We start from the raw sequence: 25491 nt of genomic DNA on the forward strand, positions 1-25491 counted from the left end.
CATTTTTTTATTTTAGTTATACACTGCACCTATCGTGCCAATTTACGGTGCAGCCGTCGGTTAAAAATACAGATTTTTAAAAAAACAGCTCCCTAAATCCTAATACAATCTTTCCGACTGCTTTTACCCATCACGTAGAAACCAAAGAAACACCAACACACAACAAACTCATTTTTAAACACTTAAAAATTGGAAAACATAAAAAAAAGAACTATCTTACTTTAGATTGGGTTGAAAATCACAACTAAATCACCCCCTTTTGATATTATTTTCCAAGTCAGATAAACGAATTTAAAAACAACGAACTCTATGGAAATTACATCACCCTCTAACGCACAGTCATCCCCTATTGCTGAAGCTTTTTTCAGACCTCTGAGTTATGAGCATCGAGAAATTTTCGCTGCTGCTACCAAATTCATCAACGGATTTGAAATTATCCCAGTAAGCGTCTTTGAAAATGAAAAAACACCCGAGCACCTACAATTTTTATGCAAGGTTAGCTTTCCGTCATCTCCCATTATTTGGGAATGGGTTTTCGGCATCCGCACACAGGAAGAGCAGCATCGCTTGGACGAACATCACTACCCATTAATTCAACTCGCCAACCAGCTCCTCATCAACCCTCAACTCCTCCACAGCATTGAGGAAGCCTTGCAGAAAGCAAAGTTTTACGCCAAGCAGCACATCTCAAAACAAGTATACACGAGTATCGATGAACATCTAAACAAAAACGGATGGCCGGAAACTATAGGGCAGTTTTTCCTGTATTTAAACGAAATTTCAAAATCAAGTAGCTTACAGATTACACTGACAGATAACGAGCAACACACAGAACAGTATATTAACCTAGGCCTTCACTTTTATTGGTTGTTGCAACAAGAAATCACTGTTGACCAAAACACGCAGTACCTGTACAATCACCGCAACCACATTAACGGGTTCAACTTTAAACACTGGGCGGAGCAATTTATGTACTCTTGGGGAACCTATTTACAATCTCCGAGTTCCTTAACGCAATTGCGCAACGAAATCAATACCTTCTTTAACGAAAGTATGTATTTGAAAGGCAGCATGGCTACCCATTGGCATTGCTATCAAGATTACCTGGATTTATCACTACCTGATTCCGATCCTAAATCTGGCATTTCTACCTATCGCAGCATTGATACTCCTAACACAAATGACAGTGTATCGGCACCCTCGGATTGCTACTTCAATCAAGAGCAAGTAATCGATAAAAACGGGCAGTTTCACAGTATACTCATCGCCCCGCATTACAAAACACAGTCCATCCATCAACTCCTAGGAAATACGCCATACAATCATTATTTCTACAACGGAAAAATCGTACACTACAGTATTCCGCAAAACAATTACGCCAGTATTCACGCTCCAGTAATTGGGACGCTTTTACACACAGCATTTAGTATTGGAACAGAAAACCAACTCGTGCAATACCGAAAAGGACAATTCACCATTACGGAAACAGAAGCCTATGGAGGATTCTCCTATGCCAGTTCTAAAGGCGTTTTAATTTTCGACACAAAGGACATTGGTAAAGTGGCTTTGATAGCCATTGGAGATTCGGTAAAAAACGGGGTAGCACTCGCCACTGAATTACAAGGTAGGGCCGTTTGCAAAGGGTACCAATTAGGAAGTTTTAAAAGTAATCACGGGCAACTACTCTTGCTCTTTGAAAATCCTGATATTGCTATCTTTCAACATAAAAACTCCATCAATTCCCAATACGAATACGGAAATAGTATCGGAAAATACCGTTAACATCAATGTTTGATAAGATGGATATCGCGCTGAGGGAAAGGAATACTAATATTGTGTTCTCTAAACAAAGCATCGATGGCAAAGCGCAGCTCGCTCTTGGCTATCATCGCTAAAAAGCTATCATCGATAGTAAACACCAGCTTAAACAGCAAAGCACTATCGCCAAAATCTTCAAACAATACCATCGGCTCTGGAGCACTCAATACTTTTGGGTGTTCTTTAGCCGCTAACAACAACAACTCTTTTACCTTTTCTACATCGCTTCCGTAAGCGACACCAATACTCACATACTCTCGAACAGTACTGCCGTTTTGCGTCCAATTAAACAGACTACTGGTAAGGTATTTGTGATTGGGAATTACCAAAACTTTATTCTCTATGGTAACCGTACGGGTGGTGCGCAACTTGATTTCTACGACGCGACCGACTTTACCATCGAGCTCAATAACGTCGCCCACGTGAACACTCTGGTCAACGATGATAAATATCCCCGAAATAATATCTTGAAAAAATGTTTGCAAAGCCAAACCCACACCGATCAATAAGGCTGCGGAAGCCGCAAAAATCGCCGTAACATTCACCCCTGAAGAACTCAGTGTTACGAGGAAAATGACAATGTATACCAACCAGCTCGCAAATGAAAATACGGTATCAAATTTATTTTGGTCTTCGCGTTCCAACCTTCGAACCACAAATTTCTTAAACGACCTCAATAGTACCGAAGCTACTACAAGAACGATTAACAACAGTAATATTGACTTGATACTGATGCTTATTTCCTTACTAAACTTAAAGGAATAATTTAAAAAGTTGTTAATTTCTTTCACGAGTTAAAAGTACAAATAGCACAGGATAAAAAAAAGCAGTTACTCAAGTAACTGCTTTTTGATATGTTTAACCGCTGTAACGCATCCATTTCCACAAATCTTTATAGGTTGGCTTTTTACCGTACATCAAAATACCTACTCGGTAAATTTTTGAAGCGATCCAAACCATAAAAACAAAGGTTACGATGAGTAACACCATCGATATGAGAATTTCCCACCATGAAACTCCGAACGGAATTCTCATAAGCATCACTATTGGTGATGTAAAGGGTACATAGGAGAAGATTACTGAAATAGGACCGTGAGGATCGTTAATTACAGTAGCAAAACCGACGTATACTCCTAATATCAAAGGCAACATAATTGGCATCATAAACTGCTGGGTATCCGTTTCATTATCCACGGCAGCACCTACAGCAGCAAACAGCGAACTGTATAACATATACCCTCCGAGGAAGTAAAAGATAAAAAGGAAGAACATCTTTACCAAAGGCAACTCAAAAATTGCCTTAAAAATCTCTTGCTCTTTTCCTCCTGCCATCTGTTGCATGTCAGCCACTTGTTCTGGATTTAATTTAGCAGCTTGCATCTCGGTCATATCTATCCCGAATACTGTACTCGCCACTACGCTAATCACCAAGAGGAGTATCCCCCAAATGACAAACTGTAACAATCCTGCACTTGCATTCCCTATAATTTTCCCCATCATCAACTGAAACGGCTTTACCGAAGACACTATGACCTCGATAATTCTACTCGTCTTCTCTTCAATCACGCTTCGCATTACCGAAGTACCGTAAATCATTACGAACATCATGAGTAGGTAACCTGCAATGGCTCCAACTCCAATCTTTAATCCATTGATGAGCTTCGAAGACTTTTCTCCTGAAAAATTGTACATTTTTATTTCGGAAGAAATACGTGACGCTTTAATCTTATTCAAATCGATCCCGAAAGACTCTAACTTCTCATTGCGAATCTTCTTATCGATTTTATCTTCTAAAGAACCGATGACGTTTAAACTAGGAGACTCTTTAGAATAGAAGGTTATGTTCTTTGCCAACAACTCTAAGCTATCTACTTTCGGAATGTGTACCACCCCGTAATAGTCTCCCTCCTTAACTTTTTCTTTGGAATCGTCAATCCCCATTTTAGTAAAATCTTGGAATTTTACCGTTTTGGTATCCTTAAACACATCCTGTGCAAACAATCCTGATTCATCTACAAACACAATTTGCTTCACCTTCTCGTCGTTCTTTTTCATCAGGAAGAAGACCAAGAATCCCATTCCGACCATTATGAGCGGACTCAAAAAGGTCATTACGATAAACGATTTATTACGCACCTTGGCAATAAACTCTCTCTGAATAATTAACTGTAACTTTTTCATCACTAACTATTTTTTTGGATTGCTTGAATAAAGATATCGTTGGCACTAGGCACGAGTTCTACAAAATGCTGTACTTCTCCTCTACTCGTTAAAAAAGACAGTAGCTCATTAGGTGAATCGTTTGCTGATAACTGTACATTCACAGTCAACCCATTTGAGAGCATTTCAAAATCAGCTGGACTTACCTTAAAACGTTCTTTTAACTCGGCATTTACCTGAGTTTGATTAGCCGTGTTTAAACCTACCTGGTAGGTGAACGACCTAAACTCCTTTTTGATATCCGTTAATTTTCCGTCGAGAATTTTATTAGATTTATTGATGAGTGCTATATAATCGCACATCTCCTCTACGCTCTCCATTCTGTGGGTAGAAAAGATGATGGTCGCCCCTTCGTCTCTTAACTGCAAAATTTCTTTGGCAATCAACTGCGCATTAATAGGATCGAACCCTGAAAATGGTTCGTCAAAAATTAACAATTTAGGACGGTGTAATACTGTTACTATGAACTGTACTTTTTGTGCCATCCCTTTGGAAAGCTCTTCAATTTTCTTACCCCACCACGCACCGATTTCAAACTTGTCAAACCAGTATTTCAAGCGCTTTTTTGCCTCTGACTTTGACAAGCCTTTCAGTTGCGCCAGGTACAACGCTTGTTCACCTACCTTCATACTTTTGTACAAACCGCGCTCTTCTGGCAAGTAGCCAATATGCTCTACGTGATGTGGGGCCAAAGCCTCTCCATCTAAGTACACCGATCCGCTGTCGGGTATGGTAATTTGATTGATTATACGAATGAGCGAAGTCTTTCCAGCTCCGTTAGGACCTAACAATCCGAAAACACTACCTTTCGGAATTTGCATAGACACCCCGTTTAATGCAGTATGGTCTCCGTAATTCTTTACTACATTGTCTATTGCTAATAATGTATCCATTACTATGTTTTAGTTGATTAATTGTTTTTCATATCTGATAGCGTAAACAAACTTACAGCTTTTTACACTTTGTTAGTCCTCAATTTTAACAATATGTTACGAAATCTATTCAAATTTTAAACAAAATAGATTTACAGGGCTTAAAAATTGCATTATAATTTACTATGCATGCATAATTTTTTATCAATTTACTATGCATGCATAATATTTTTTTATATATTTGACCCTGTATGGATAAAAACAAATCAATAGATCACCAGCTAAGGGCAACTTGGCAGGCCGTTGCTAAAATGTACAACGAGCAAGCTGCGAAACACAACAGCACCATGGCCACCGCTTTTGCTTTACTCAATATTGATTTCGACGCAGGAACACCTTCCACTGCACTAGGACCATTAATGGGAATGGAGCCGACTAGTTTATCGAGGTTACTCAAAACTATGGAGGACAAAAAACTCATTTACAGAATGAAAAATCCAAATGACGGAAGGAGTGTGATTTTGAAACTTACCGATTTCGGAAAAGAAATGCGAGAAGTTTCTAAAGGTCATGTTTATCAGTTCAACAACAAAGTGCGCGAATACATCACAGATGCAGAGCTGGAAAATTTTTTCAAAGTAACAACAACAATCAATAAACTTATTACAGACAAGTTAGTGTATGAAGACATTAACAAAGACGCTGTATAAAAACAAATATACAAATGACAAGAAGAATTAAAAAAGTAGCAATTGTTGGTTCTGGTATCATGGGATCTGGTATTGCGTGTCATTTTGCCAACATTGGCGTTGAGGTTTTATTATTAGACATTATTCCCCGAGAACTTAACGACAAAGAAAAAGCAAAAGGATTAACTTTAGAAGACAAAGTTGTACGTAACCGATTGGTAAACGATGCCTTGACTGCCTCGTTAAAATCAAAACCATCTCCGATTTACAACAAGAAATTTGCAGATCGAATTACTACTGGAAACATAGAAGACGACTTACACAAAATCAAGGATGTTGATTGGATTATGGAGGTTGTTGTTGAGCGTCTTGACATTAAGCAAAGTGTTTTTGAGAAAATCGAACAATACAGAACTCCTGGAACTATCGTTTCTTCGAATACCTCAGGAATTCCTATCAAGTTCATGAACGAAGGAAGAAGTGAAGACTTCCGTCAACACTTTGCCGTAACGCACTTTTTTAACCCACCGCGTTACTTAAAATTATTTGAAGTAGTTCCGGGACCAGACTGTAAACAAGAAATCACTGATTTCTTAATGGATTACGGTTCTAAGTTCTTAGGAAAAACTTCTGTATTAGCGAAAGATACTCCTGCTTTTATCGGAAACAGAATTGGAATCTTCGGAATTCAATCACTTTTCCACCAGGTAAAAGAATTAGGATTAACCATAGAAGAAGTTGATAAATTGACAGGACCAGTAATTGGACGTCCTAAATCAGCTACTTTCCGTACCGTAGATGTAGTTGGACTCGATACGCTAGTACACGTAGCCAACGGTATTTACGAAAACTGTCCTAACGACGAAGCGCACGAATTATTCAAGCTTCCTGATTTCATCGAAAAAATGATGGAAAACAAATGGTTAGGAAACAAAACCAAACAAGGTTTTTACAAAAAGACGGTAAATGCCGAGGGGAAAAAAGAAATTTTATCACTCGACTTAAACACACTTGAATACCGTCCGAAACAGCGTGCTAAATTCGCAACGCTCGAGTTGACAAAAACTATTGATAAACCTATCGATCGATTTAAAGTATTGGTAGGAGGAAAAGATAAAGCAGGAGCGTTCTACCGCAAAAACTTTGCCGCTATGTTCGCTTATGTTCAAAACCGTATTCCTGAAATTTCAGACGAATTGTACCGTATTGACGATGCGATGAAAGCTGGTTTTGGATGGGAAAATGGACCTTTCGAAATCTGGGATGCCGTAGGTGTTGAAAAGGGGATCGAATTGATGAAAGCAGAAGGATTAACACCAGCTGCTTGGGTAACTGAAATGTTGGCCAAAGGAGAAACTGCTTTCTATACAGTAAAAGACGGTGCTACGTATTACTACGACGTAACCCAACAAGCTCAAGTGAAGAAACCAGGACAGGATGCATTTATCATCCTCGACAACATCCGTAAAACAAAAGAAGTTTTCAAAAACTCAGGTGTAGTGATTGAAGATTTGGGTGACGGTATCTTAAACTGTGAGTTCCAATCAAAAATGAACACCATCGGTGGAGATGTTTTAGCAGGATTAAACAAAGCGGTTGATTTAGCTGAAAAAGATTTCCAAGGTTTAGTGATCGGTAACCAAGGAGCTAACTTCTCTGTAGGAGCGAATATCGGAATGATTTTTATGATGGCTGTAGAGCAAGAATACGACGAGCTCAACATGGCTATTAAATACTTCCAAGATACGATGATGCGTATGCGTTATTCATCGATTCCAACGATTGCAGCACCACACGGAATGACGTTAGGTGGAGGATGTGAATTGTCATTACACGCCGACAAAGTAGTTGCCGCAGCAGAAACGTATATCGGATTGGTAGAATTCGGTGTAGGTGTGATTCCTGGTGGAGGTGGATCTAAGGAAATGGCCGTTCGCGCTCAAGACTTATTCCATCAAGGGGATGTACAATTAAACGTTTTACAAGAGCACTTCTTGACCATCGGTATGGCTAAAGTGGCTACTTCAGCACACGAAGCTTTCGACCTAAACTTATTACAAAAAGGTAAAGATGTCGTAGTGGTAAACAAAGAGCGTCAGATTGCAGAAGCTAAGAAACACGCTATCTTACTCGCTGAATCTGGGTATACGCAACCCGTAAAACGCAAAGATGTACTTGTTTTAGGTAAACAAGCACTCGGAATGTTCTTAGTTGGTACGGATGCGATGAATGCATCAAAATACATTTCTGAACACGATCAGAAAATTGCCAACAAACTCGCTTATGTAATGGCTGGAGGTGACTTATCAGAGCCTACCAAAGTTACAGAGCAGTATTTATTAGACCTTGAACGTGAGGCTTTCTTAAGTTTAACAACGGAGCGCAAAACATTAGAGCGTATTCAGCACATGTTAAAAACTGGTAAACCACTAAGAAACTAAAATCATGAAAACAGCATATATAGTAAAAGGATATAGAACCGCCGTTGGAAAATCAAAAAAAGGTGTGTTCCGTTTTAAAAGAGCCGATGAAATGGCTGCTGAGACCATCAAATTTATGATGGATAAGTTACCGGAATTTGACGTGACTCGTATTGATGATGTCATCGTAGGTAACGCAATGCCAGAAGGATCGCAAGGATTGAACATGGCTCGTATTATTTCGTTAATCGGGTTAGATTCAGTAGATGTACCTGGAGTTACGGTTAACAGATTCTGTTCATCAGGATTGGAAACCATCGGTATGGCTGTTGCTAAAATTCAATCGGGAATGGCGAATTGTATCATCGCTGGTGGTACAGAAAGTATGAGTTCAGTTCCGATGACTGGTTTTAAGCCTGAATTGAACTACGACCTCGTAAATGCAGGTCATGAAGATTACTACTGGGGAATGGGAAATACTGCCGAAGCTGTAGCACAGCAGTACAACGTATCGCGTGCTGACCAAGATCAGTTCGCATACGAATCGCATTTAAAAGCGTTAAAAGCCTTGGATTCGGATCGTTTCCAAGATCAAATCGCTCCTATCAACGTAGAAGAAACTTATATCGACGCTAACGGAAAGCGCGCGACAAAACAATACACTGTAAACAAAGACGAAGGACCTCGTAGAGGAACTAGCGTAGAAGCCTTGGCTAAATTACGTCCCGTTTTTGCCGCAAATGGATCAGTAACTGCAGGTAACTCATCGCAAACAAGTGATGGTGCTGCCTTTGTTATGGTCATGAGCGAAGACATGGTAAAAGAGTTAAACTTGGAGCCTATTGCACGTATGGTAAGCTATGCTGCCGCAGGTGTACCTCCTAGAATTATGGGTATTGGACCCGTAGCTGCCATTCCGAAAGCTTTAAAGCAAGCTGGATTACAGCAAAACGACATCGACTTGATTGAATTGAACGAAGCTTTTGCTTCTCAATCATTAGCTGTTGTTAGAGAACTTGGATTAAATCCTGACATCATTAACGTAAATGGAGGAGCTATTGCCCTCGGACATCCACTAGGATGTACTGGAGCAAAACTATCGGTACAGTTATTCGACGAAATGCGCAAGCGTTCATTGAACAACAAGTACGGTATGGTAACGATGTGTGTAGGAACCGGACAAGGTGCTGCAGGTATTTTTGAATTCTTAAACTAACAAAAACATTAAACAACAATGGAGACCATTAATAAAGATATATTACGCGGAGGACAGTTCCTCGTAAAAGAAACGAAATGTGAAGACGTTTTCACACCTGAAGATTTTTCTGAAGAGCAACAAATGATGCGCGACTCAGTAAAGGAGTTCGTAGACAGAGAAATTTGGCCTAAAAAACCACAATTCGAAGCAAAAGATTACGCATTGACAGAAGAGGTAATGCGCAAAGCTGGAGAGTTAGGATTCTTAGGTGTAGCCGTACCAGAAGAGTACGACGGGCTTGGAATGGGATTTGTTTCTACCATGCTTACTTGTGACTACTTTTCAGGAGCCACTGGATCTGTAGCTACCGCTTTCGGTGCACATACCGGAATTGGTACGATGCCTATCACGCTTTACGGTACAGAAGAGCAAAAGAAAAAATACGTTCCAGCATTGGCTACAGGAACAAAATTCGGAGCTTACTGTTTAACGGAACCAGGAGCTGGATCAGATGCCAACTCTGGTAAAACGACCGCTGCCTTGTCTGAAGACGGGAAGACTTATAAAATTAACGGACAAAAAATGTGGATTTCAAATGCAGGTTTTGCTGAGATTTTCATCGTATTTGCCCGTATCGAAGACGATAAAAACATCACTGGATTTATCGTTGAATACGATCCTAACAATCCAAACGGAATTACCTTAGGTGAAGAAGAGCACAAATTAGGTATCCGCTCATCATCTACTCGTCAGGTATTCTTCAACGATACTGAAGTACCTGTAGAAAACATGTTATCAGAGCGTGGTGGTGGATTTAAAATCGCCATGAATGCCTTAAACGTTGGGCGTATCAAATTAGCGGCAGCCTGTTTAGATGCACAACGTCGTGTAATTACTGAAAGTGTAAAGTACGCTAACGAGCGCGTTCAGTTTAAAACTCCTATCGCAAACTTCGGTGCTATCAAGGCTAAATTAGCTGAAATGGCGACTGCTTGCTACGTTGGAGAGTCTGGAACTTACCGTGCAGCTAAAAACATTGAAGACCGTATCGCTATTCGTCAAGAAGAAGGAAACACGCACCAAGAAGCTGAGTTAAAAGGAGTAGAAGAATACGCAATTGAATGTTCTATCTTAAAGGTAAAGGTTTCTGAAGACGTACAGAACTGTACTGACGAAGGAATCCAAATTTTTGGAGGAATGGGATTCTCAGAAGAAACACCAATGGAGTCTGCTTGGAGAGATGCTCGTATTTCACGAATCTACGAGGGTACTAACGAAATTAACCGCATGTTATCAGTGGGAATGTTAGTAAAGAAAGCCATGAAAGGACACGTAAATTTATTGGAGCCTGCTATGGCAGTTGCTGATGAATTGATGGGAATTCCTTCATTTGACACCCCTGATTACTCTGAATTATTCTCAGAAGAAAAGGAGATTCTCGCAAAATTAAAGAAGGTATTCTTAATGGTAGCAGGTTCAGCTATCCAAAAATTTGGACCAGAATTAGAGCAACACCAACAATTATTAATGGCTGCTTCTGACATTTTAATCGAAATCTACATGGCAGAGAGTGCTATTTTGAGAACTGAGAAAAATGCAAAACGCAGTGGTGAGGCTAGTCAAGAAGTACAAATCGCTATGGCTAAATTGAACTTGTTCAACGCCATCGAAAAAATCACTTCAAAAGCTAAAGAAGGAATCGTTTCTTTCGCTGAAGGTGATGAGCAACGCATGTTATTAATGGGATTAAAGCGTTTTACAAAATACGCTAACATGCCTAACGTAGTTGCTTTACGTACGTTAATCGCAGACAAAATGAACGCAGAAAACCAATACTGCTTCTAATCATATTGCTCGAAAGAGCGAACAAGCTTCTTCAACTTTTATAGGTTTTAGAATTTAGTTGTTTGTTTAAAAGACCGTTAAATTAAGTTTTAACGGTCTTTTTATATACTATTCGGTAAGTTTGTTTTATACTTGCACGACAGATTGCTCACTTTTAAATATCACGGAATGCCTCAACTCGGAATCTTCGGAATTTGTATCCTATTAGCTACTATTGCCTTCTCGTATCAAGGTTTTGAAAACATGTCTTTCTTTAACCGCTACAAGTTCAATGTCGGAGCTATTTTAAACCAGAAAGATTACAAGCGCATGCTTACTTCTGGCTTTCTTCACGCAGACTGGAGCCACCTGCTATTTAATATGTTTAGCTTTTACTCTTTTGCTTCATTGCTAGAGTTTCAATTAGGAATCTTCAACTTTGCACTGTTGTATTTCGCGAGCTTATTAGCCGGTAGTACCCTTTCTTTGTACATGAATAAAAACAATTGGTACTACAGTGCTATCGGAGCCTCTGGAGCAGTTTCTGGGGTTATTTTTGCCGCTATTGCCCTGTTTCCTGACTTGAAATTAAGCCTGTTTTTTATTCCGATAGGAATTCCTAGCTGGTTGTTTGGATTGCTTTATATCGGTTATACTGTTTACGGTATGCGAAGCAATAACGATAATATCGGTCACGATGCCCATTTAGGTGGAGCCATTACCGGACTCATCATTGCCGTACTGCTGTACCCACATGCCCTCGTAGAAAATTACCTTCCGATTTCACTAAGCGTCGTTCCCATCATCGTTTACGTTGTTTATACGCGTACAAACTTTAGCTTTTTACAAAAAAAACCTAACATGAAGGTCTTTCGCAATACCACCAGTAAAACCGTGCAAAGCCTAGATGACCGCTATAACGAAGCGCGTGCTAATGAGCAAAAAGAAATTGATGCTCTCCTCGAAAAAATCAACAGGAAAGGCTACGATAGCTTATCGGAAAAAGAACGTCAAACCCTAGCTCGTTACTCTAAAAATCAAAAAAAATAACTACAGCGGAAACGCCGTAGAGTTTTTAAACGAACGCATCACAAAGGAACTGTGTATTGTAGAAATCCCCTCCACTACCGACAGTTTTTCATTGATGAATTCTTGGAAATCATTCATATCTCGAACGGCAATTTTCAATAAAAAATCAAAATTCCCTGACACGTGATGGCACTCCATAACTTCAGGCAATTGGAGCATCGTATCTTTAAAAGAGTCTATTAAACTACGCTGGTGCTTAAAAAGGGTAATTTGACAGTACGCAATAATTTGCTTGCCAATCTTAGCGCTGTCGAGTAGTACCACGTACTTATCTATATAACCCTCACGCTCCAATTTTTTGATACGCTCATAGGTCGGTGTCGCTGTCAGTCCTACTTTTGCGGCAATTTCTTTCGTGTTTTGCTTGGCATTTTCTTGTAATTCCCTCAAAATTTTCTTGTCGATACGATCCATAATCAGTGGTATTTTCTAAATCTTTATGCTAAGTGTACGTGCTATGCAAAAATAATCTTTAAAATCAAACAAAACAGTATTATAATCTAAATATACTATTATTATGGTAGTATTTTCTTCTAAACACTACATTTGCGGATATAACTTAAGTAGAAATAGCAGATGAACACGAAAGTTAGTACCACAGAAAAATTAACGGCTTTATTAAATGACGTACGCGAAGCGAGAGATTCCTTCTTAGGATATCCGGTGTCAAAAGATTTTAATTACGAGCCGCTATACGAGTTTTTACAGTACCCCATCAATAACTTAGGGGATCCTTTTGAAAGCAGTACCTATAAAGTTCAAACACATGAAATAGAACGCGAAGTCGTTGACTTTTTTGCGAAGCTATTCAGAGCCAACCCGAAAGATTATTGGGGATATGTTACCAACGGTGGATCGGAGAGTAATTTGTACGGATTGTACATCGCTAGAGAGATGTTTCCGAAGGCCATGGTGTACTATTCAGAATCTACCCATTACAGTGTTAAGAAAAATATCCACTTACTCAACATTCCGAGCATCGTAATTCGCTCTCAGGAAAATGGAGAAATCGACTATACCGATCTCGAAGAAACACTAAAATTTAACCGTCATAAGCCCGCCATTGTCTTAACCACTCACGGAACCACAATGAAAGAAGCTAAAGACGATGTTTCACGCGTAAAAAGTATATTGCGAAAACTCGCGATACACGATCATTACATTCATTGTGATGCTGCCTTAGCAGGTTCGTACGGAGCCTTTGCTACCCCGCGAGTACCTTTTGATTTTGTCGATGGTGCTGACAGCATCTCTATCAGTGGACACAAATTTATAGGATCGCCAATTCCGGCTGGAGTTATCGTTACCAAGCGCTCTTTGCGCGATCGCGTTTCTAAAGGAATTTCGTATATCGGTTCTTTAGACACGACCATAACAGGTTCGAGAAATGGGCACAGTCCACTATTCTTGTGGTACGCCATTCAAAAAATGGGTGTTGAAGGTCTCAGAGCTCGTTATGAACACAGTTTAGAAGTTGCTGAGTACTGTAAGCACGAATTGCTAAAACTCGGTATTAACGCCTGGACCAACCCGGGAAGTATCACGGTAGTACTCCCAAAAATGCCTAGCGAGATAAAAGATAAATGGCAGTTAGCAACTGAAGAAAATATTACACACATCATCTGTATGCCCAATGTCACCAAAGCGCAAATTGATGCGTTTATCAGCGATGTAGAACAGGTATTACCGATGCAGGCTGAGCTCGAAGAACCAGCCTATTATTAAAAGAGAGGAAAATTTGGGGAGGGACACCCAGTTGCATTTTATATGCGACAAAAAAAGGAGATCGGTATAGATCTCCTTTTTGCTTTTCACAGCTAGCAATTTTCCCATTAGTTTACTCGCGACCTTTTCTTTTTCAATTTTAGCCAATACAACCCTCCAAAAATCAAGATGAGATCAACACAAATGGCATTACTCAACCAAGCAAAACTCCAAGAATCAAGCAGGTCCGTAGTACTCAAAGCGATCATATTAAAGTGATTGTTGGCTCCGTGGAATACGGCGGCCACCCATATCGAGTGCTTCCAACTACCGAAATAGGCAATGATTAACGAAAAGGCAACACAGGCCAAAGGATACGTAATAAAGGCTTCTAAATACGGATGCTCAGGAAAATTATACCCAGTTAAAGCAACGGGCAAATGCCAAATCCCCCATACAAGCCCTAGCAAAATTGTTCCTCTAAACTCACCAAAAGCCTGAAACATTTTTCCTTGTAAATACCCTCGCCAACCTATTTCCTCTCCTAGTACTAACAAACAGGTTAAAAATAATCCTCCAACGGTACTCAACAGCAATTGGACATGCCCTCCAAATACCGACCAATCGGGCTTACTCCTATACCCCAGTTGTACCTGAAGGTAAAAACCGAGAATCACATAGACAGCCGGAATAACCAAGGCTATTACTATTGATTTCCACGAAGGCTTTACAAACTGTAAATCGCGCCAGGTACCTCCTGCTCTTTTATTAAAAAACACGGCTAACATCGCTGGCAAAAATCCGTAGCAAAGTATCAGCAATACCCGAGGCAAGAGACTCTTAAATTCGATAAGGTGAAGCCCGACAAATCCGATTACCCACGATAATCCCAATACACTGAGTATATAAATTTGTGCTTTTCGTTTGGCGTCGTTCTTAATTTCTGTAGTTGTTGTCGTTATTTGTATCATAGACTGTACTCATTTAATTTTTGAGCAAATCACGTGATAATCAACTAATCAATCGTCTCAACGGAAGCCATGAGACCTTTTTCTTGTTTTTTTTTATACTGTAGTGGTGTTACTCCTTCTCTTTGTTTAAACACGCGATTAAAAGTTGCCTTGGAGTTAAAGCCCGAATCGAATGCTAATGCTAATAGGGTTAACTGTTGTGCTTCTCCTGCCTGTAGGCGTTGTTTAAAATGAGCTATGCGATACGTATTTACGTAATCGTAAAAACTCGTATCGAGCCCTTCGTTTAAGAGTTGTGATATTTTTTTATTACTGACCCCCATGTGGGCTGCAAGGATATCCAAACTCAAATCTTGCCGCAAGTATATGTTCTCTTTTGCAAACAAACGTTCCAATGCAGCACGCAACTCAGTGTCTTCCTCGTTGAGTTCCTTCCCTATTTCTGGAACTACGGCAGTATTGGAAACTCGGGGAGAACTTTCTTCCTCCGCATCGGAAACCAAAAAAATGGCAGGCTGGTGTATTCCCCGATAACACAACCACCATATGAGCCCCACAAAAAAGAGCAAGTTTAATTGCACTGTTAACAGTACCGAATCTTTCCAAAGTAAGAGGGGCACAGCACTCATATCGACTAGGACAAAAATGATTAATCCACGAACCCAAGTTCGATACCATCTCAAATCTCTGTCAGTTAAGGAAGTGTATTGCTGCTTTAATTTTCGTTCGTAAAAACGCAGCCAACGAGTATTTCCAATTAAAAAGTATATGAGATGCAGGATACTAAATACTGCGATCCCTGAATATACCAACATTCCCAAACGGCTCGTCGGCACATAGAAGGCTATTTGCAAATACTTCGGTAAGCTAAACAAAAATACAACGATCGCAAACGGCAATAGATTTCTCAATAAGTTATTTATCGTTTTACTTCGGTTGTATATGGCGTGGATATAAGCCCGTAACAGCGGTCCTAATGCCAGGGGCATACAAATCGCTAAAGGAAGAACTGCTGCCTGCAGCCAAGCCAACTTCATATAGGTGCTGGCATAACCTCCGAAAATAAATGCCAAGCACAAGACCAAAAAAAACAGCAAGCGATGGGCAAAAGATTTTCGAAACCTCTTTGCTAGTAGCACTAGTAAAAACAAAAAGCTGGTCAGACCAGAATAGACTAAAAACTCCACAATTCTTACAATTTACGTTCCGAAGTTAGTAAAATTTAACGGGGTGAAAGCTTCTTGAAGTCCGAAACTTTTCCATTTTATAGAGCGCTCGAACAAGGGGGCACTACAAAAGCAAAAGCCTCCACAAGGGAGGCTTTTGTGATAATTCATAATAGTTAGTGCCTATTCTAAAGCTCCTAAATAACGCTCTGCATCCAACGCAGCCATACATCCTGTACCTGCTGCCGTTACTGCCTGGCGGTATTCTTTATCCTGAACATCTCCTGCAGCAAAAACTCCTGGAAGATTTGTTTTGGTCGACTTTCCTTTGGTAAGTAAATACCCAGTTTCATCCATATCCAATACTCCTTTAAACAACTGTGTATTTGGCGTATGACCAATAGCGATGAACACCCCTGTTACAGGAATATCTGTTTTTTCACCTGATTGATTATTGACAGCGCGCACACCTTCCACTACATTCGTTCCTAATACCTCATCTATTTCCGTATTAAAAAGGACTTCGATATTAGCTGTTTTGCTCACGCGGTGTTGCATTGCTTTTGACGCTCTCATATAATCTTTACGTACCAACATGGTCACCTTATTACAGATATTAGCCAAATAGGTAGCTTCTTCAGCAGCAGTATCACCTGCTCCAACCACTACTACGTCTTGTCCTTTATAAAAGAATCCATCACAAGTAGCACAAGCAGAAACACCTCCACCAATCAAGCGTTGTTCACTTTCCAAACCTAAGTACTTTGCAGTAGCTCCGGTAGAAATAATCACTGTTTCAGCTTCTAATTCTGTTGTTTCGTCAACAACAACCTTATGGATCCCTCCTTCTTCTTTCGAAAAGTCTACCTTGGTCACCATACCAAAACGCACTTCTGTACCGAAACGCTCAGCTTGATTTTTTAAATCTTCCATCATAGCGGTACCATCGGTTCCATTTGGATATCCAGGAAAGTTATCTACTTCTGTAGTGGTTGTTAACTGTCCTCCCATTTGCATTCCCGTGTACATTACTGGTTTCATATCAGCCCTAGCGGCATAAATTGCTGCAGTATAACCTGCTGGTCCAGAACCTATAATCAAACATTTAATTTTTTCTGCCATATCTCTTTTAATTAATGATTACAAATGTAGTTTATTTTTATTTTTTTTCCACGTAGGACTATATAATTTGGTTATTGGTCGATAAAGAAGAAAAATATTACATTTTTTTATTTTTTTCTTGTGCAATCTATTTTTTTTGATACCTTTGCAGTCCCAATGAAAAACGGGGTGTAGCGTAGCCCGGTCATCGCGCCTGCTTTGGGAGCAGGAGGTCGCAGGTTCGAATCCTGCCACCCCGACAAAAACCTTAGAAGTTTGTACAAACTTTTAAGGTTTTTTCATTGTTGGAGGGCGACGAAAAAAAACTTATCCAGTCGTTCGTTATTACTAGATTTCAAATTGTATTTTTACGTGAGCAATCACAAGTGCGTATGAGTTCACCGGAAGAAAGGCGCAGTTGTGAATTGATTTCAAATTGTATTTTTACGTGAGCAATCACAAGTCATTTTTGATAAGGCTTCAATGCCTGACGGTTGTGAATTGATTTCAAATTGTATTTTTACGTGAGCAATCACAAGTCTTAATCTTCTATTAGCTATCCATTCCGAGTTGTGAATTGATTTCAAATTGTATTTTTACGTGAGCAATCACAAGTTGTCCAAGGTTTTGAGGTCAACGAACATGGTTGTGAATTGATTTCAAATTGTATTTTTACGTGAGCAATCACAAGACCACCTTGAATACACGAATAAATTATCTGTTGTGAATTGATTTCAAATTGTATTTTTACGTGAGCAATCACAAGATTACCAACCAGGAGAAGAAGGAGGCCGGTGTTGTGAATTGATTTCAAATTGTATTTTTACGTGAGCAATCACAAGGAAAAATTTTATAGCATACAAGGTGAGGGCGTTGTGAATTGATTTCAAATTGTATTTTTACGTGAGCAATCACAAGTCTAAACTGTCATCAGTACACCCTACAAATGTTGTGAATTGATTTCAAATTGTATTTTTACGTGAGCAATCACAAGTTAGAAGAAATACAGGAAGAAAAAACACATGTTGTGAATTGATTTCAAATTGTATTTTTACGTGAGCAATCACAAGCTATTATGAGCAAAGAATTCTTTTAGGAGTGTTGTGAATTGATTTCAAATTGTATTTTTACGTGAGCAATCACAAGTTGAGCCTTGACGATTCTTTATTGTCTGCTGTTGTGAATTGATTTCAAATTGTATTTTTACGTGAGCAATCACAAGTCATCAGTTAAAAATTCTTCTATGTCTTTGGTTGTGAATTGATTTCAAATTGTATTTTTACGTGAGCAATCACAAGAATCATTTGTATATGAGTTTAATTAAAGTAGTTGTGAATTGATTTCAAATTGTATTTTTACGTGAGCAATCACAAGGGTTGACATCTGCTACCGCTACCGTTGAATGTTGTGAATTGATTTCAAATTGTATTTTTACGTGAGCAATCACAAGTACATGGAAATTGAAGAAACCACGGTTAGTGTTGTGAATTGATTTCAAATTGTATTTTTACGTGAGCAATCACAAGCTTAAAAAAAAGGAAAGAATTGAAAGACTGTTGTGAATTGATTTCAAATTGTATTTTTACGTGAGCAATCACAAGCCAGTCGGCGCAAGGCACTCCTTCTCTTTAGTTGTGAATTGATTTCAAATTGTATTTTTACGTGAGCAATCACAAGGACATTACTACCTTTTCGTCACCTCTGATGGTTGTGAATTGATTTCAATTGTATTTTTACGTGAGCAATCACAAGTCTGGAGCCGGTTCTTCAGCATCTAATACAGTTGTGAATTGATTTCAAATTGTATTTTTATGTGAGCAATCACAAGGTAAATGTTTAAAACCTCCTATTTTAGTGAGGTTTTTGCATGTAATAGAATTTGAAACCTAGAACAATTCTAACTGCTGTACAGGGCTTGGCTTTGGAATTTCCTTCCTACCATGAAAAATCTCCATCATTTCAAATTGCTTGTCAGTTATTTCAAACATGCAAATTTTCCCATACTTTGGCAACATCCCTTTTACTCTGGAATGTCTAGTTGCATAAGTCCATTTGGTAAATGATGATTATCGCAATGAACTAACGCAACACCATTCCCCATTAACTGATTGATTAATTGAGAAGAAATGGTAATTTGATGATGATCTAACATTAACAAAGCCATATCTTCAATAGGCACAGTACCTATTGATTGTTTGGTTTCTAGACTAACGACAACAAGCTGGTTGTGCTTTAGCTTTAGATACGCTGGATTACCAATATAAATAGTTCTTTTTAACATAAAGGTTTGGTTTCAATATAAAAGCCCATATGCATTTGCATAACATCAATATTCTCCGACTTGAACAATTTGACCGAGGTGATTTAATCGTACTTTTTTAATACCTCCAATACGGTTTAATCCCAATCTCTTCCATGCAATTTCTTTTGTGTTTTTGTTATCATCTACAGTTGTTTCTAGATGATGCCTAAAGAAATAGTCTTTAGTCGCAATTTTCTGTACCCTAAAAAGGTAGGGGCTTATACGCGAAGCATTTTTTGTATCCATTAAATCAATTTCATTTACATCAAAATCATCATTTGGAAATACAAACATCTCGTTTTGCTTCATCGTAAATAGCAATTGCCAACCTTCTTTTTCTTTGTACGCTTTATCAATTATAGGCAAGTTTTCATTTACTCTTATTACAGCTTCGTAAAATGAAACTAACTTTTCTTGTAAGTTTCCTTTAGCATCTTTATAAATAGCTACATGATGGTTATTTCCAGTACTGACAAAATCAACAGCCTGCTTAGCACCTTGCTCATTTAATAGCTCTCTTCCTAAATGGTCTTTCTTTGTATGCAATGCTTCTGCGTTGCTAACCCCCGTAATACGAACTCTTTTTACACAAATACCTTTTTCTTTATCTAACCATATTGGATTTTCCTTAAGATTAGAAAAGGCTTTTTTGGCATCATTCTCATGATCTTTTAATCGCTGGCTTAACAGCTGCCTTATTTTTGTATCAATTACTTTTTCTATATTCTTTTGTGTTTTAAAATTTTCTGGGTTTATTCCTTTTCTAATGGTATAGACATCTTCAAAACAAACAACTTCCTTGAGTGGTTTATTTTTACACAAGAGTGGATGCGTTTTTAAGGTTGTACTATTAAAGGCAATTGTTGGATTGTTATCGAATGTTTTTAAGTGTTCAAGTACAATTTTCTTGTATTCTGGGTTTACTATTTGAGCTACTTGGTCTACTTGAAAATTTTTATTGAGCTTTATCGTTTTTTTAGAAGGGCGTTTTATTTTCCCGTAAATAGTTTCTTTATGTAGTTGTCCTCTAGGCGTTAATTGTTTTTTTTGTTTATCACTAGTTTTTGTTTTGGTAATGTTTATGTTACGAGTTGCTACTTTGTTTTTATTTTTAAATGATACTAGTATCGTTTCAATATGTTTTTTTGCTTCAGTTCTAAAATTAGGTACTGGTGCTTTAAACTTGCGTTTACCATTTTGAGTTTCAGTTATTAAATTTTCAATGTTTAATATAATTTTATGCTTCTTGTGATTTGTACGTTTTCGAGCACTTAGATTATTTATGTATTGAATGTGATTATGCGTGGTAAAAGCGACGGTTAAAGCGTCCATTGCATGATGACGATGATCGTTTCTTTTTGTCCAGTTTGTTATGACTTCTCGCCTGTTTATTTTTTCAGTTCCTTTATTTAAACGCTCCTCATATTCCGTGAGTCCTAAAACGCGATATTTTGGTAAATTAAGTTCTTTCATCACATTGATTAACCCCCAATCTTCTCTTAGTTTATCGGTAATACTTCCTGAGGTAATCACTACCTTAGGAAATACCTCAAACAACATTGCTGCGGCTTTTTTAGCGATGTACTGAGAATTTCGAAGGTCTCTTTCAATAAAATCATCTGAAATATCACTTTTAGAGGTTAATAACTTCTTCCTTTTAGCAGGCGATATGTTACCCTCCTTGAATAAACTCTCAACTCTTAATTTATAATCTTCTATTCCTGAATGATTGCTATTGTTAATAAAGTCAAATGCTGTGGTATTGGCTTTTTCTATATTTACTTCTCTAAAAGCGAGTGTCTTGTTTGAAAATGAATCATCGAATACTAAAGCTTTAGGAATAATATGCTCAATATCTATTTTTTTTGAAAAAATGTCTTCTCTATTAATTTTTCTGTTTGTAAACAGAGTTTTATACCCATTACTTGCCAATTCTTCATAGAGACGATAGCGAATAACATCGTTTTTGGTTGGATTTGGAATACCAAAATCTTTAACAATCAGCTTTTTTATATCTAGATTTCTCTTGGTCGCCTCAGCAATATTCCTTGTCATTTTACTTCGTTCATCTGCTGATTTTTTAAGCTCTCTAGCTAATTCTATACGTATTTCATCAGGTTTTCCATAGACGTCTATAATCTGATTAACAACGTTCACAGTTTGGTTTAAAATTTTTTCAACTACTGGGTTCCTTAAACTATTTTTTTTGATGAGTTCAAGTTTTTCTTTGAGTTCTCTATTTTCAAGTTCTTCTTTGGTAAAACTATTAGAGTGGTTATAACCTACGTTTTTACAGGCATCATAAAAAGTATAGCCTTTTTGAAGTTCGGGTAAAATCTTTTTTAAGGCTTTGCTTGACAAATTGCCATAGTCCTGAGGAAAAGAAATACTGGCTAACATTTTTGTATGTTCGGGTTTAAAACCAAAAATTGAGATTAATTTTTTCTTTAAACTAATGGCACTATTTCCATAGATGATTTGATCTTCTCTGCTAACTTTTGTAAAGTCCTCCTCTGTTGCATATAATAAATGCCACAATCGATAACTCGCTTGCCTTTCGAAACTTTTTCCTTGTAGGTTTCCGTCGAATTCTAAAATTTCTTGAACTATTCCTATTTCAGAAAAAACCGCTTTTAACTCTTCTTTGATTGCTCTCGCTGTTTTCTTTTCCCAATCAAAACCATAGCCCTCTAACTCAGCAATTTTTTGAAAAACTTCATACAGTGCTTTATGAGTAGTGTTCCCTTCAATTTTTTCGTAGTTAGCTTTCCAATCACTGAGTTTTCCGAGTACTATATGCTTTTTAAGCATCTTGAGTACACTGGTTGCTTTATGTTCTCCTCTAAGGTTTAATTCTTGAAAAATTTCATCAATTATGTTTCTATCTAAGTCGTTAATGACAATTTGATCGCCTGTTTGCTTATTTGTAAAAACAAGGTTGTTTAGTACCTGCCAAATTTTAACCTCTTGAAAAAGCGGAGATGATTTAGACACCACGCGACGACCAATACGCCTCTTCATTTTTTTATTGGTTGTATCACTGACATACGCTTGCTCCCAACTTTCAAATTGACAAAAGTCTAATTGTCCTTTTTGCGACTTTAATTTTCGTTGATAAAAAATAATAATATCTCGAATCTTCTCTTTTAAAGACAAGGTTAGTTCGTTGTGAAATTGTGCTTGTACAGACCATATTTTTTCAAACTCGTCCATATAATCTTGCCTGTAAAAAACCTGATTTTTAAGTGAAGTATGAGGATCTTCTTGAATTTGTTGATAGAGGTATTCTCCTACGGTTACATGTTTAAAGTGCAACTCTTTACTCCTGTCAGAAATTGCGCCTAAATAATCACTCGACTTATTTAAATCATTATTAATATCCTGAAAAACAACAGCTAAATATTCAAGAGCTAGTTTTTCGTTCAAAGCCATGGAACGCCATAAATAACGTTCTAATCTTTTTTCATTTGCCGTTCCTTTTTGTGTAATCCCAACTAAGTTGAAGGGAGTTTTACAAATCGCCCATGTTTGTTTTTTATTTTTTCCTTGCAGTTCTTTACGTAAAGACGGACTAAGAATTTCTGAATGGTACTTTTGTTGATGTTTCCATATTTTATCGAACTCATTATGCAAATCCGATTTATAAAAATCAGGAATGTATTTTTTATTTTGTTTTAATAAATCTAGTACATACTCTCCTGGTGTTAGGTTGTTTTCGTAAAGCTCTTTTGCTATTGACATTCCATCAATAGCTACCCCTTCTTCTTCATTCCTTGCTTTTCTGCTACTCTTATACCCCCTTTTTTTGTTTATACTGAGTAAAACTCTTGCAAAGTCTTCCAACTCAATTCGTTCTTTTGCAGCCTTTGCTCTTAGATATAACGTTTGATGTGTTGAGTTTTTCCCAATTTCTGTTAATGGAGTTTCTTTTGAGATAATAGTATGATCAATTAGCTCATCAATTAAAGCTTCTCTTCTTAGCTTAAACCGTTGTAAGTTTCTTCTTGCACTTCGTTTTAAGGTTCTTTCCCTATTAGTACCTAAAGGGCGTCCCTTTTCAAAGTCCGTTTTTTCTTCAACAGTCAAAGGAGTAACTCTTACTCCTAGCTTTATAATTTTTGATTCTTCTGTATTGTTTTCAGCTTCTTCTACTAACGCCGAACCGATTGAAGTGATCCCTAAGTCTAGACCTAAAATTCTTTTAGCCATTTTATTTTATTTGGATACGAGTGTATTACACAAAGTGAAATTTGTAGTATTCTTTTTGCTTTTTTAAGAGGAAAAAAACAGCAGTTGTTTCATTAAAAAACGTACTACTTAATGTTCTAAAAGTAATTAATAAAAAATGACCAGATTTACGGGAATCCGTAATGGACTAGTTTTGAAAAGTGTATCTTAGCAGTACAATTTTGAAATCAATTCACAATAAGGATTATTCCGTTGTGAAAACATTCAAAGCGGCAGGGTATTAATTACTTTGTCGCTTTCTTTATTTCCATTTACCGGGAAGCAACAAAAGTCAAAAATTTCACTTTTTTTTGACAGATAAACTCATTTAATTATGTGTAATTTACTAATAAAAGATTGCTTTTTCATCCTTAATTTATCTTTTTATTGACCTAGCATACTAACTCTAAAAACGCCCCTCTCCGAAACCTGAATTAGTAAAACATCGAAAATTAAACACAAACTAAACTCCAATACGAATGGAATATGAATTTTATAACAATCGAAATTGGCAGCATAAATTAATGAGTCTTTAAACAATTACCCGAAAATAGTAGGAATACCACTTCTGTTTTTGTCTAATGTATTGGATTGTTGAGCTATTTTTTTTAGCAGAAATCCCCATTGCCTATTAGAGATATCAATCATAGTATTGAGAGTTATACTCTTTAATTTTTGATATTCTAACTCGTATTCTTATCACTGAATCTTTTGTGCTGGTGTTTCTATGGATTTTGATTTCATAAGTGAAGCTGGTTTGCTCCAGTCTTAGGCACCAGGTTCGCTTAATCAAACCAAAACTGTACTCCTTCCTTGAAAACCATACTTCTATTGAGCTTGTTTATACGTTAATTCGTATTCTTCAACTTGAGAAACGACAGCTACTGTGAAGTCTAAATTGTAATCGTGTTAGGTCCGTTTTTTATTGTGTGGATTTGTATTCATAAAGCAAGTCTAAGTTTGTCTGAACTTATTTTAGGACGGGACAAGTTTTAAAACCTTGAAAACCAACCATATTTGCATATTATTTAAAAACTTCTTAGTTTTGAATGACCTTAACGCTCATTGAAACAGATTTTTTCTGAATTAAATTGTAAAAAAAGAATCAAACGCAAAGGTATCACCCTAATGCGACTACTAACGCACATCTTAGATGAGCGATACAAGGCAGTACTCTGACTTATGAAAAGTTGTCAAAAAGGTGTTCTGTATCGTTATCAACCGTTAAAAAAGGAAGAAAGGAAGTTATTAAAACGATAATTCCAATGTTCCTAAAAATATTGCGCTCCTTCTGTTTCCACAAAAACTGTATTAGTTTCGCAGTGCTTTTTATAGCCCGCCCAAGCAAAGTAACGCACGCCGTATTCCAAAAGAACAAAAGGAAAAGGACAAGCTATTTAAAACTTATACCCCTGGTTAATTACCTATATAGATGTTACGTATTTATCGAGAATAGAAGATAAAAGAAAGTACTTATTTGCAGCCATTGATGGGGCACCCCACATAGTGTACTATCGAGTTTATGTAAATAAAAGTTCCAAAAAATCACAAGATTTTTTTTCAAAAGTATTTAAATATTTATCCATTCAAAATCACTCATATTTTAACCGATAACAGCTTGGAGTTTACCAACTCTTCACTCAAATTCAAAAAAGGTGAACTCTCTAAAAAATTTTCTCGTTTTGAGAAACTTTGTAATATTCAGAGTATCGATCACCATAAAACTGGACCTTTTACTCCAAGAACTAACGGCATGGTTATTAAAGATGAACCAAAGTACTAAAAATCAAACGATAAAACGAATCACATACTAGAACGAAACCCACCTCGACCAGCATCTGACGAAGTTTTTCAAGGCAGCTAACACCAGTCGAAGTGATCGAGAGGACT

General features: G+C 37.6%; 15 protein-coding genes, 1 tRNA gene, 2 pseudogenes and 1 CRISPR repeat array. Of the genes and pseudogenes, 8 read left to right on the forward strand and 10 right to left on the reverse strand.

What is annotated here, in order from left to right; translation table 11 throughout:
- The first annotated feature begins 309 nt into the window (after positions 1-309).
- Positions 310-1782 carry a phosphatidylserine decarboxylase gene (locus ACXAG7_RS09585; RefSeq protein ID WP_408045075.1) on the forward strand — a complete coding sequence of 491 codons (1473 nt, stop codon included), beginning with the start codon at positions 310-312 and terminating at the stop codon, positions 1780-1782.
- 2 nt (positions 1783-1784) lie between these two features.
- Here the strand turns inward: ACXAG7_RS09585 and ACXAG7_RS09590 are convergent, their stop codons facing one another.
- The 3 genes from ACXAG7_RS09590 to ACXAG7_RS09600 form a co-directional block, all read right to left on the reverse strand.
- On the reverse strand, positions 1785-2609 hold the full coding sequence (locus ACXAG7_RS09590; RefSeq protein ID WP_408045076.1) for a mechanosensitive ion channel family protein: 825 nt from the start codon (positions 2607-2609) through the stop codon (positions 1785-1787).
- A gap of 67 nt (positions 2610-2676) precedes the next feature.
- Positions 2677-3999, reverse strand: coding sequence for an ABC transporter permease (locus ACXAG7_RS09595; protein ID WP_408045077.1), 1323 nt, complete (start codon positions 3997-3999; stop codon positions 2677-2679).
- A gap of 2 nt (positions 4000-4001) precedes the next feature.
- Positions 4002-4931 (reverse strand): ABC transporter ATP-binding protein, encoded by a 930-nt coding sequence (locus ACXAG7_RS09600; protein WP_408045078.1) that lies wholly within the window; start codon positions 4929-4931, stop codon positions 4002-4004.
- 230 nt (positions 4932-5161) lie between these two features.
- Here ACXAG7_RS09600 and ACXAG7_RS09605 point away from each other — a divergent pair, with 230 nt between their 5' ends.
- From ACXAG7_RS09605 to ACXAG7_RS09625, 5 genes are all read left to right on the forward strand, one after another.
- Entirely contained in the window at positions 5162-5620 is a 459-nt protein-coding gene (locus tag ACXAG7_RS09605; RefSeq protein WP_408045079.1) for a MarR family winged helix-turn-helix transcriptional regulator, read from the forward strand.
- Positions 5621-5634: 14 nt separating this feature from the next.
- Complete coding sequence (locus ACXAG7_RS09610; protein WP_408045080.1) at positions 5635-8040, forward strand: 3-hydroxyacyl-CoA dehydrogenase/enoyl-CoA hydratase family protein; 2406 nt, start codon at positions 5635-5637, stop codon at positions 8038-8040.
- Positions 8041-8044: 4 nt separating this feature from the next.
- A complete protein-coding gene (locus ACXAG7_RS09615) occupies positions 8045-9235 on the forward strand; it encodes an acetyl-CoA C-acyltransferase (protein WP_408045081.1) in 1191 nt (396 codons plus the stop codon).
- A gap of 18 nt (positions 9236-9253) precedes the next feature.
- Positions 9254-11062 (forward strand): acyl-CoA dehydrogenase family protein, encoded by a 1809-nt coding sequence (locus ACXAG7_RS09620; protein ID WP_408045082.1) that lies wholly within the window; start codon positions 9254-9256, stop codon positions 11060-11062.
- Between the two features lie 168 nt (positions 11063-11230).
- On the forward strand, positions 11231-12091 hold the full coding sequence (locus ACXAG7_RS09625) for a rhomboid family intramembrane serine protease (protein ID WP_476666681.1): 861 nt from the start codon (positions 11231-11233) through the stop codon (positions 12089-12091).
- Here the strand turns inward: ACXAG7_RS09625 and ACXAG7_RS09630 are convergent, their stop codons facing one another.
- Positions 12092-12544, reverse strand: a complete 453-nt coding sequence (locus tag ACXAG7_RS09630; RefSeq protein WP_408045084.1) for an Lrp/AsnC family transcriptional regulator — start codon at positions 12542-12544, stop codon at positions 12092-12094.
- A gap of 162 nt (positions 12545-12706) precedes the next feature.
- Between ACXAG7_RS09630 and ACXAG7_RS09635 the strand changes: the two genes are divergently transcribed.
- Complete coding sequence (locus ACXAG7_RS09635) at positions 12707-13855, forward strand: histidine decarboxylase (RefSeq protein ID WP_408045085.1); 1149 nt, start codon at positions 12707-12709, stop codon at positions 13853-13855.
- Positions 13856-13962: 107 nt separating this feature from the next.
- Here the strand turns inward: ACXAG7_RS09635 and ACXAG7_RS09640 are convergent, their stop codons facing one another.
- The 3 genes from ACXAG7_RS09640 to trxB all read right to left on the reverse strand — a co-directional run bounded on the left by ACXAG7_RS09640 (position 13963) and on the right by trxB (position 17093).
- The gene (locus ACXAG7_RS09640) at positions 13963-14805 is read right to left on the reverse strand and encodes a CPBP family intramembrane glutamic endopeptidase (RefSeq protein ID WP_408045086.1); all 843 of its coding nucleotides are present in this window, start codon (positions 14803-14805) and stop codon (positions 13963-13965) included.
- A 44-nt stretch (positions 14806-14849) separates the two neighbouring features.
- Positions 14850-15992, reverse strand: coding sequence for a helix-turn-helix domain-containing protein (locus tag ACXAG7_RS09645; protein ID WP_476666682.1), 1143 nt, complete (start codon positions 15990-15992; stop codon positions 14850-14852).
- 162 nt (positions 15993-16154) lie between these two features.
- Positions 16155-17093, reverse strand: a complete 939-nt coding sequence (gene trxB / locus ACXAG7_RS09650) for a thioredoxin-disulfide reductase (RefSeq protein WP_476666683.1) — start codon at positions 17091-17093, stop codon at positions 16155-16157.
- Positions 17094-17257: 164 nt separating this feature from the next.
- Here trxB and ACXAG7_RS09655 point away from each other — a divergent pair.
- Positions 17258-17332 (forward strand) — tRNA-Pro (locus ACXAG7_RS09655).
- 81 nt (positions 17333-17413) lie between these two features.
- Positions 17414-18900: a CRISPR direct-repeat array (repeat unit 46 nt; unit sequence GTTGTGAATTGATTTCAAATTGTATTTTTACGTGAGCAATCACAAG).
- Between the two features lie 213 nt (positions 18901-19113).
- Here the strand turns inward: ACXAG7_RS09655 and ACXAG7_RS09660 are convergent.
- The 3 genes and pseudogenes from ACXAG7_RS09660 to ACXAG7_RS09670 all read right to left on the reverse strand — a co-directional run.
- A pseudogene (locus tag ACXAG7_RS09660) lies at positions 19114-19353 on the reverse strand (CRISPR-associated endonuclease Cas1); the annotation flags it as partial.
- A gap of 45 nt (positions 19354-19398) precedes the next feature.
- On the reverse strand, positions 19399-23583 hold the full coding sequence (gene cas9 / locus ACXAG7_RS09665) for a type II CRISPR RNA-guided endonuclease Cas9 (protein WP_476666684.1): 4185 nt from the start codon (positions 23581-23583) through the stop codon (positions 19399-19401).
- A 720-nt stretch (positions 23584-24303) separates the two neighbouring features.
- Positions 24304-24507: pseudogene (locus tag ACXAG7_RS09670) on the reverse strand (IS3 family transposase); the annotation flags it as partial.
- Positions 24508-25491: the final 984 nt, after the last annotated feature.

It is taken from the genome of Tenacibaculum sp. AWR4_210 (assembly GCF_056160945.1).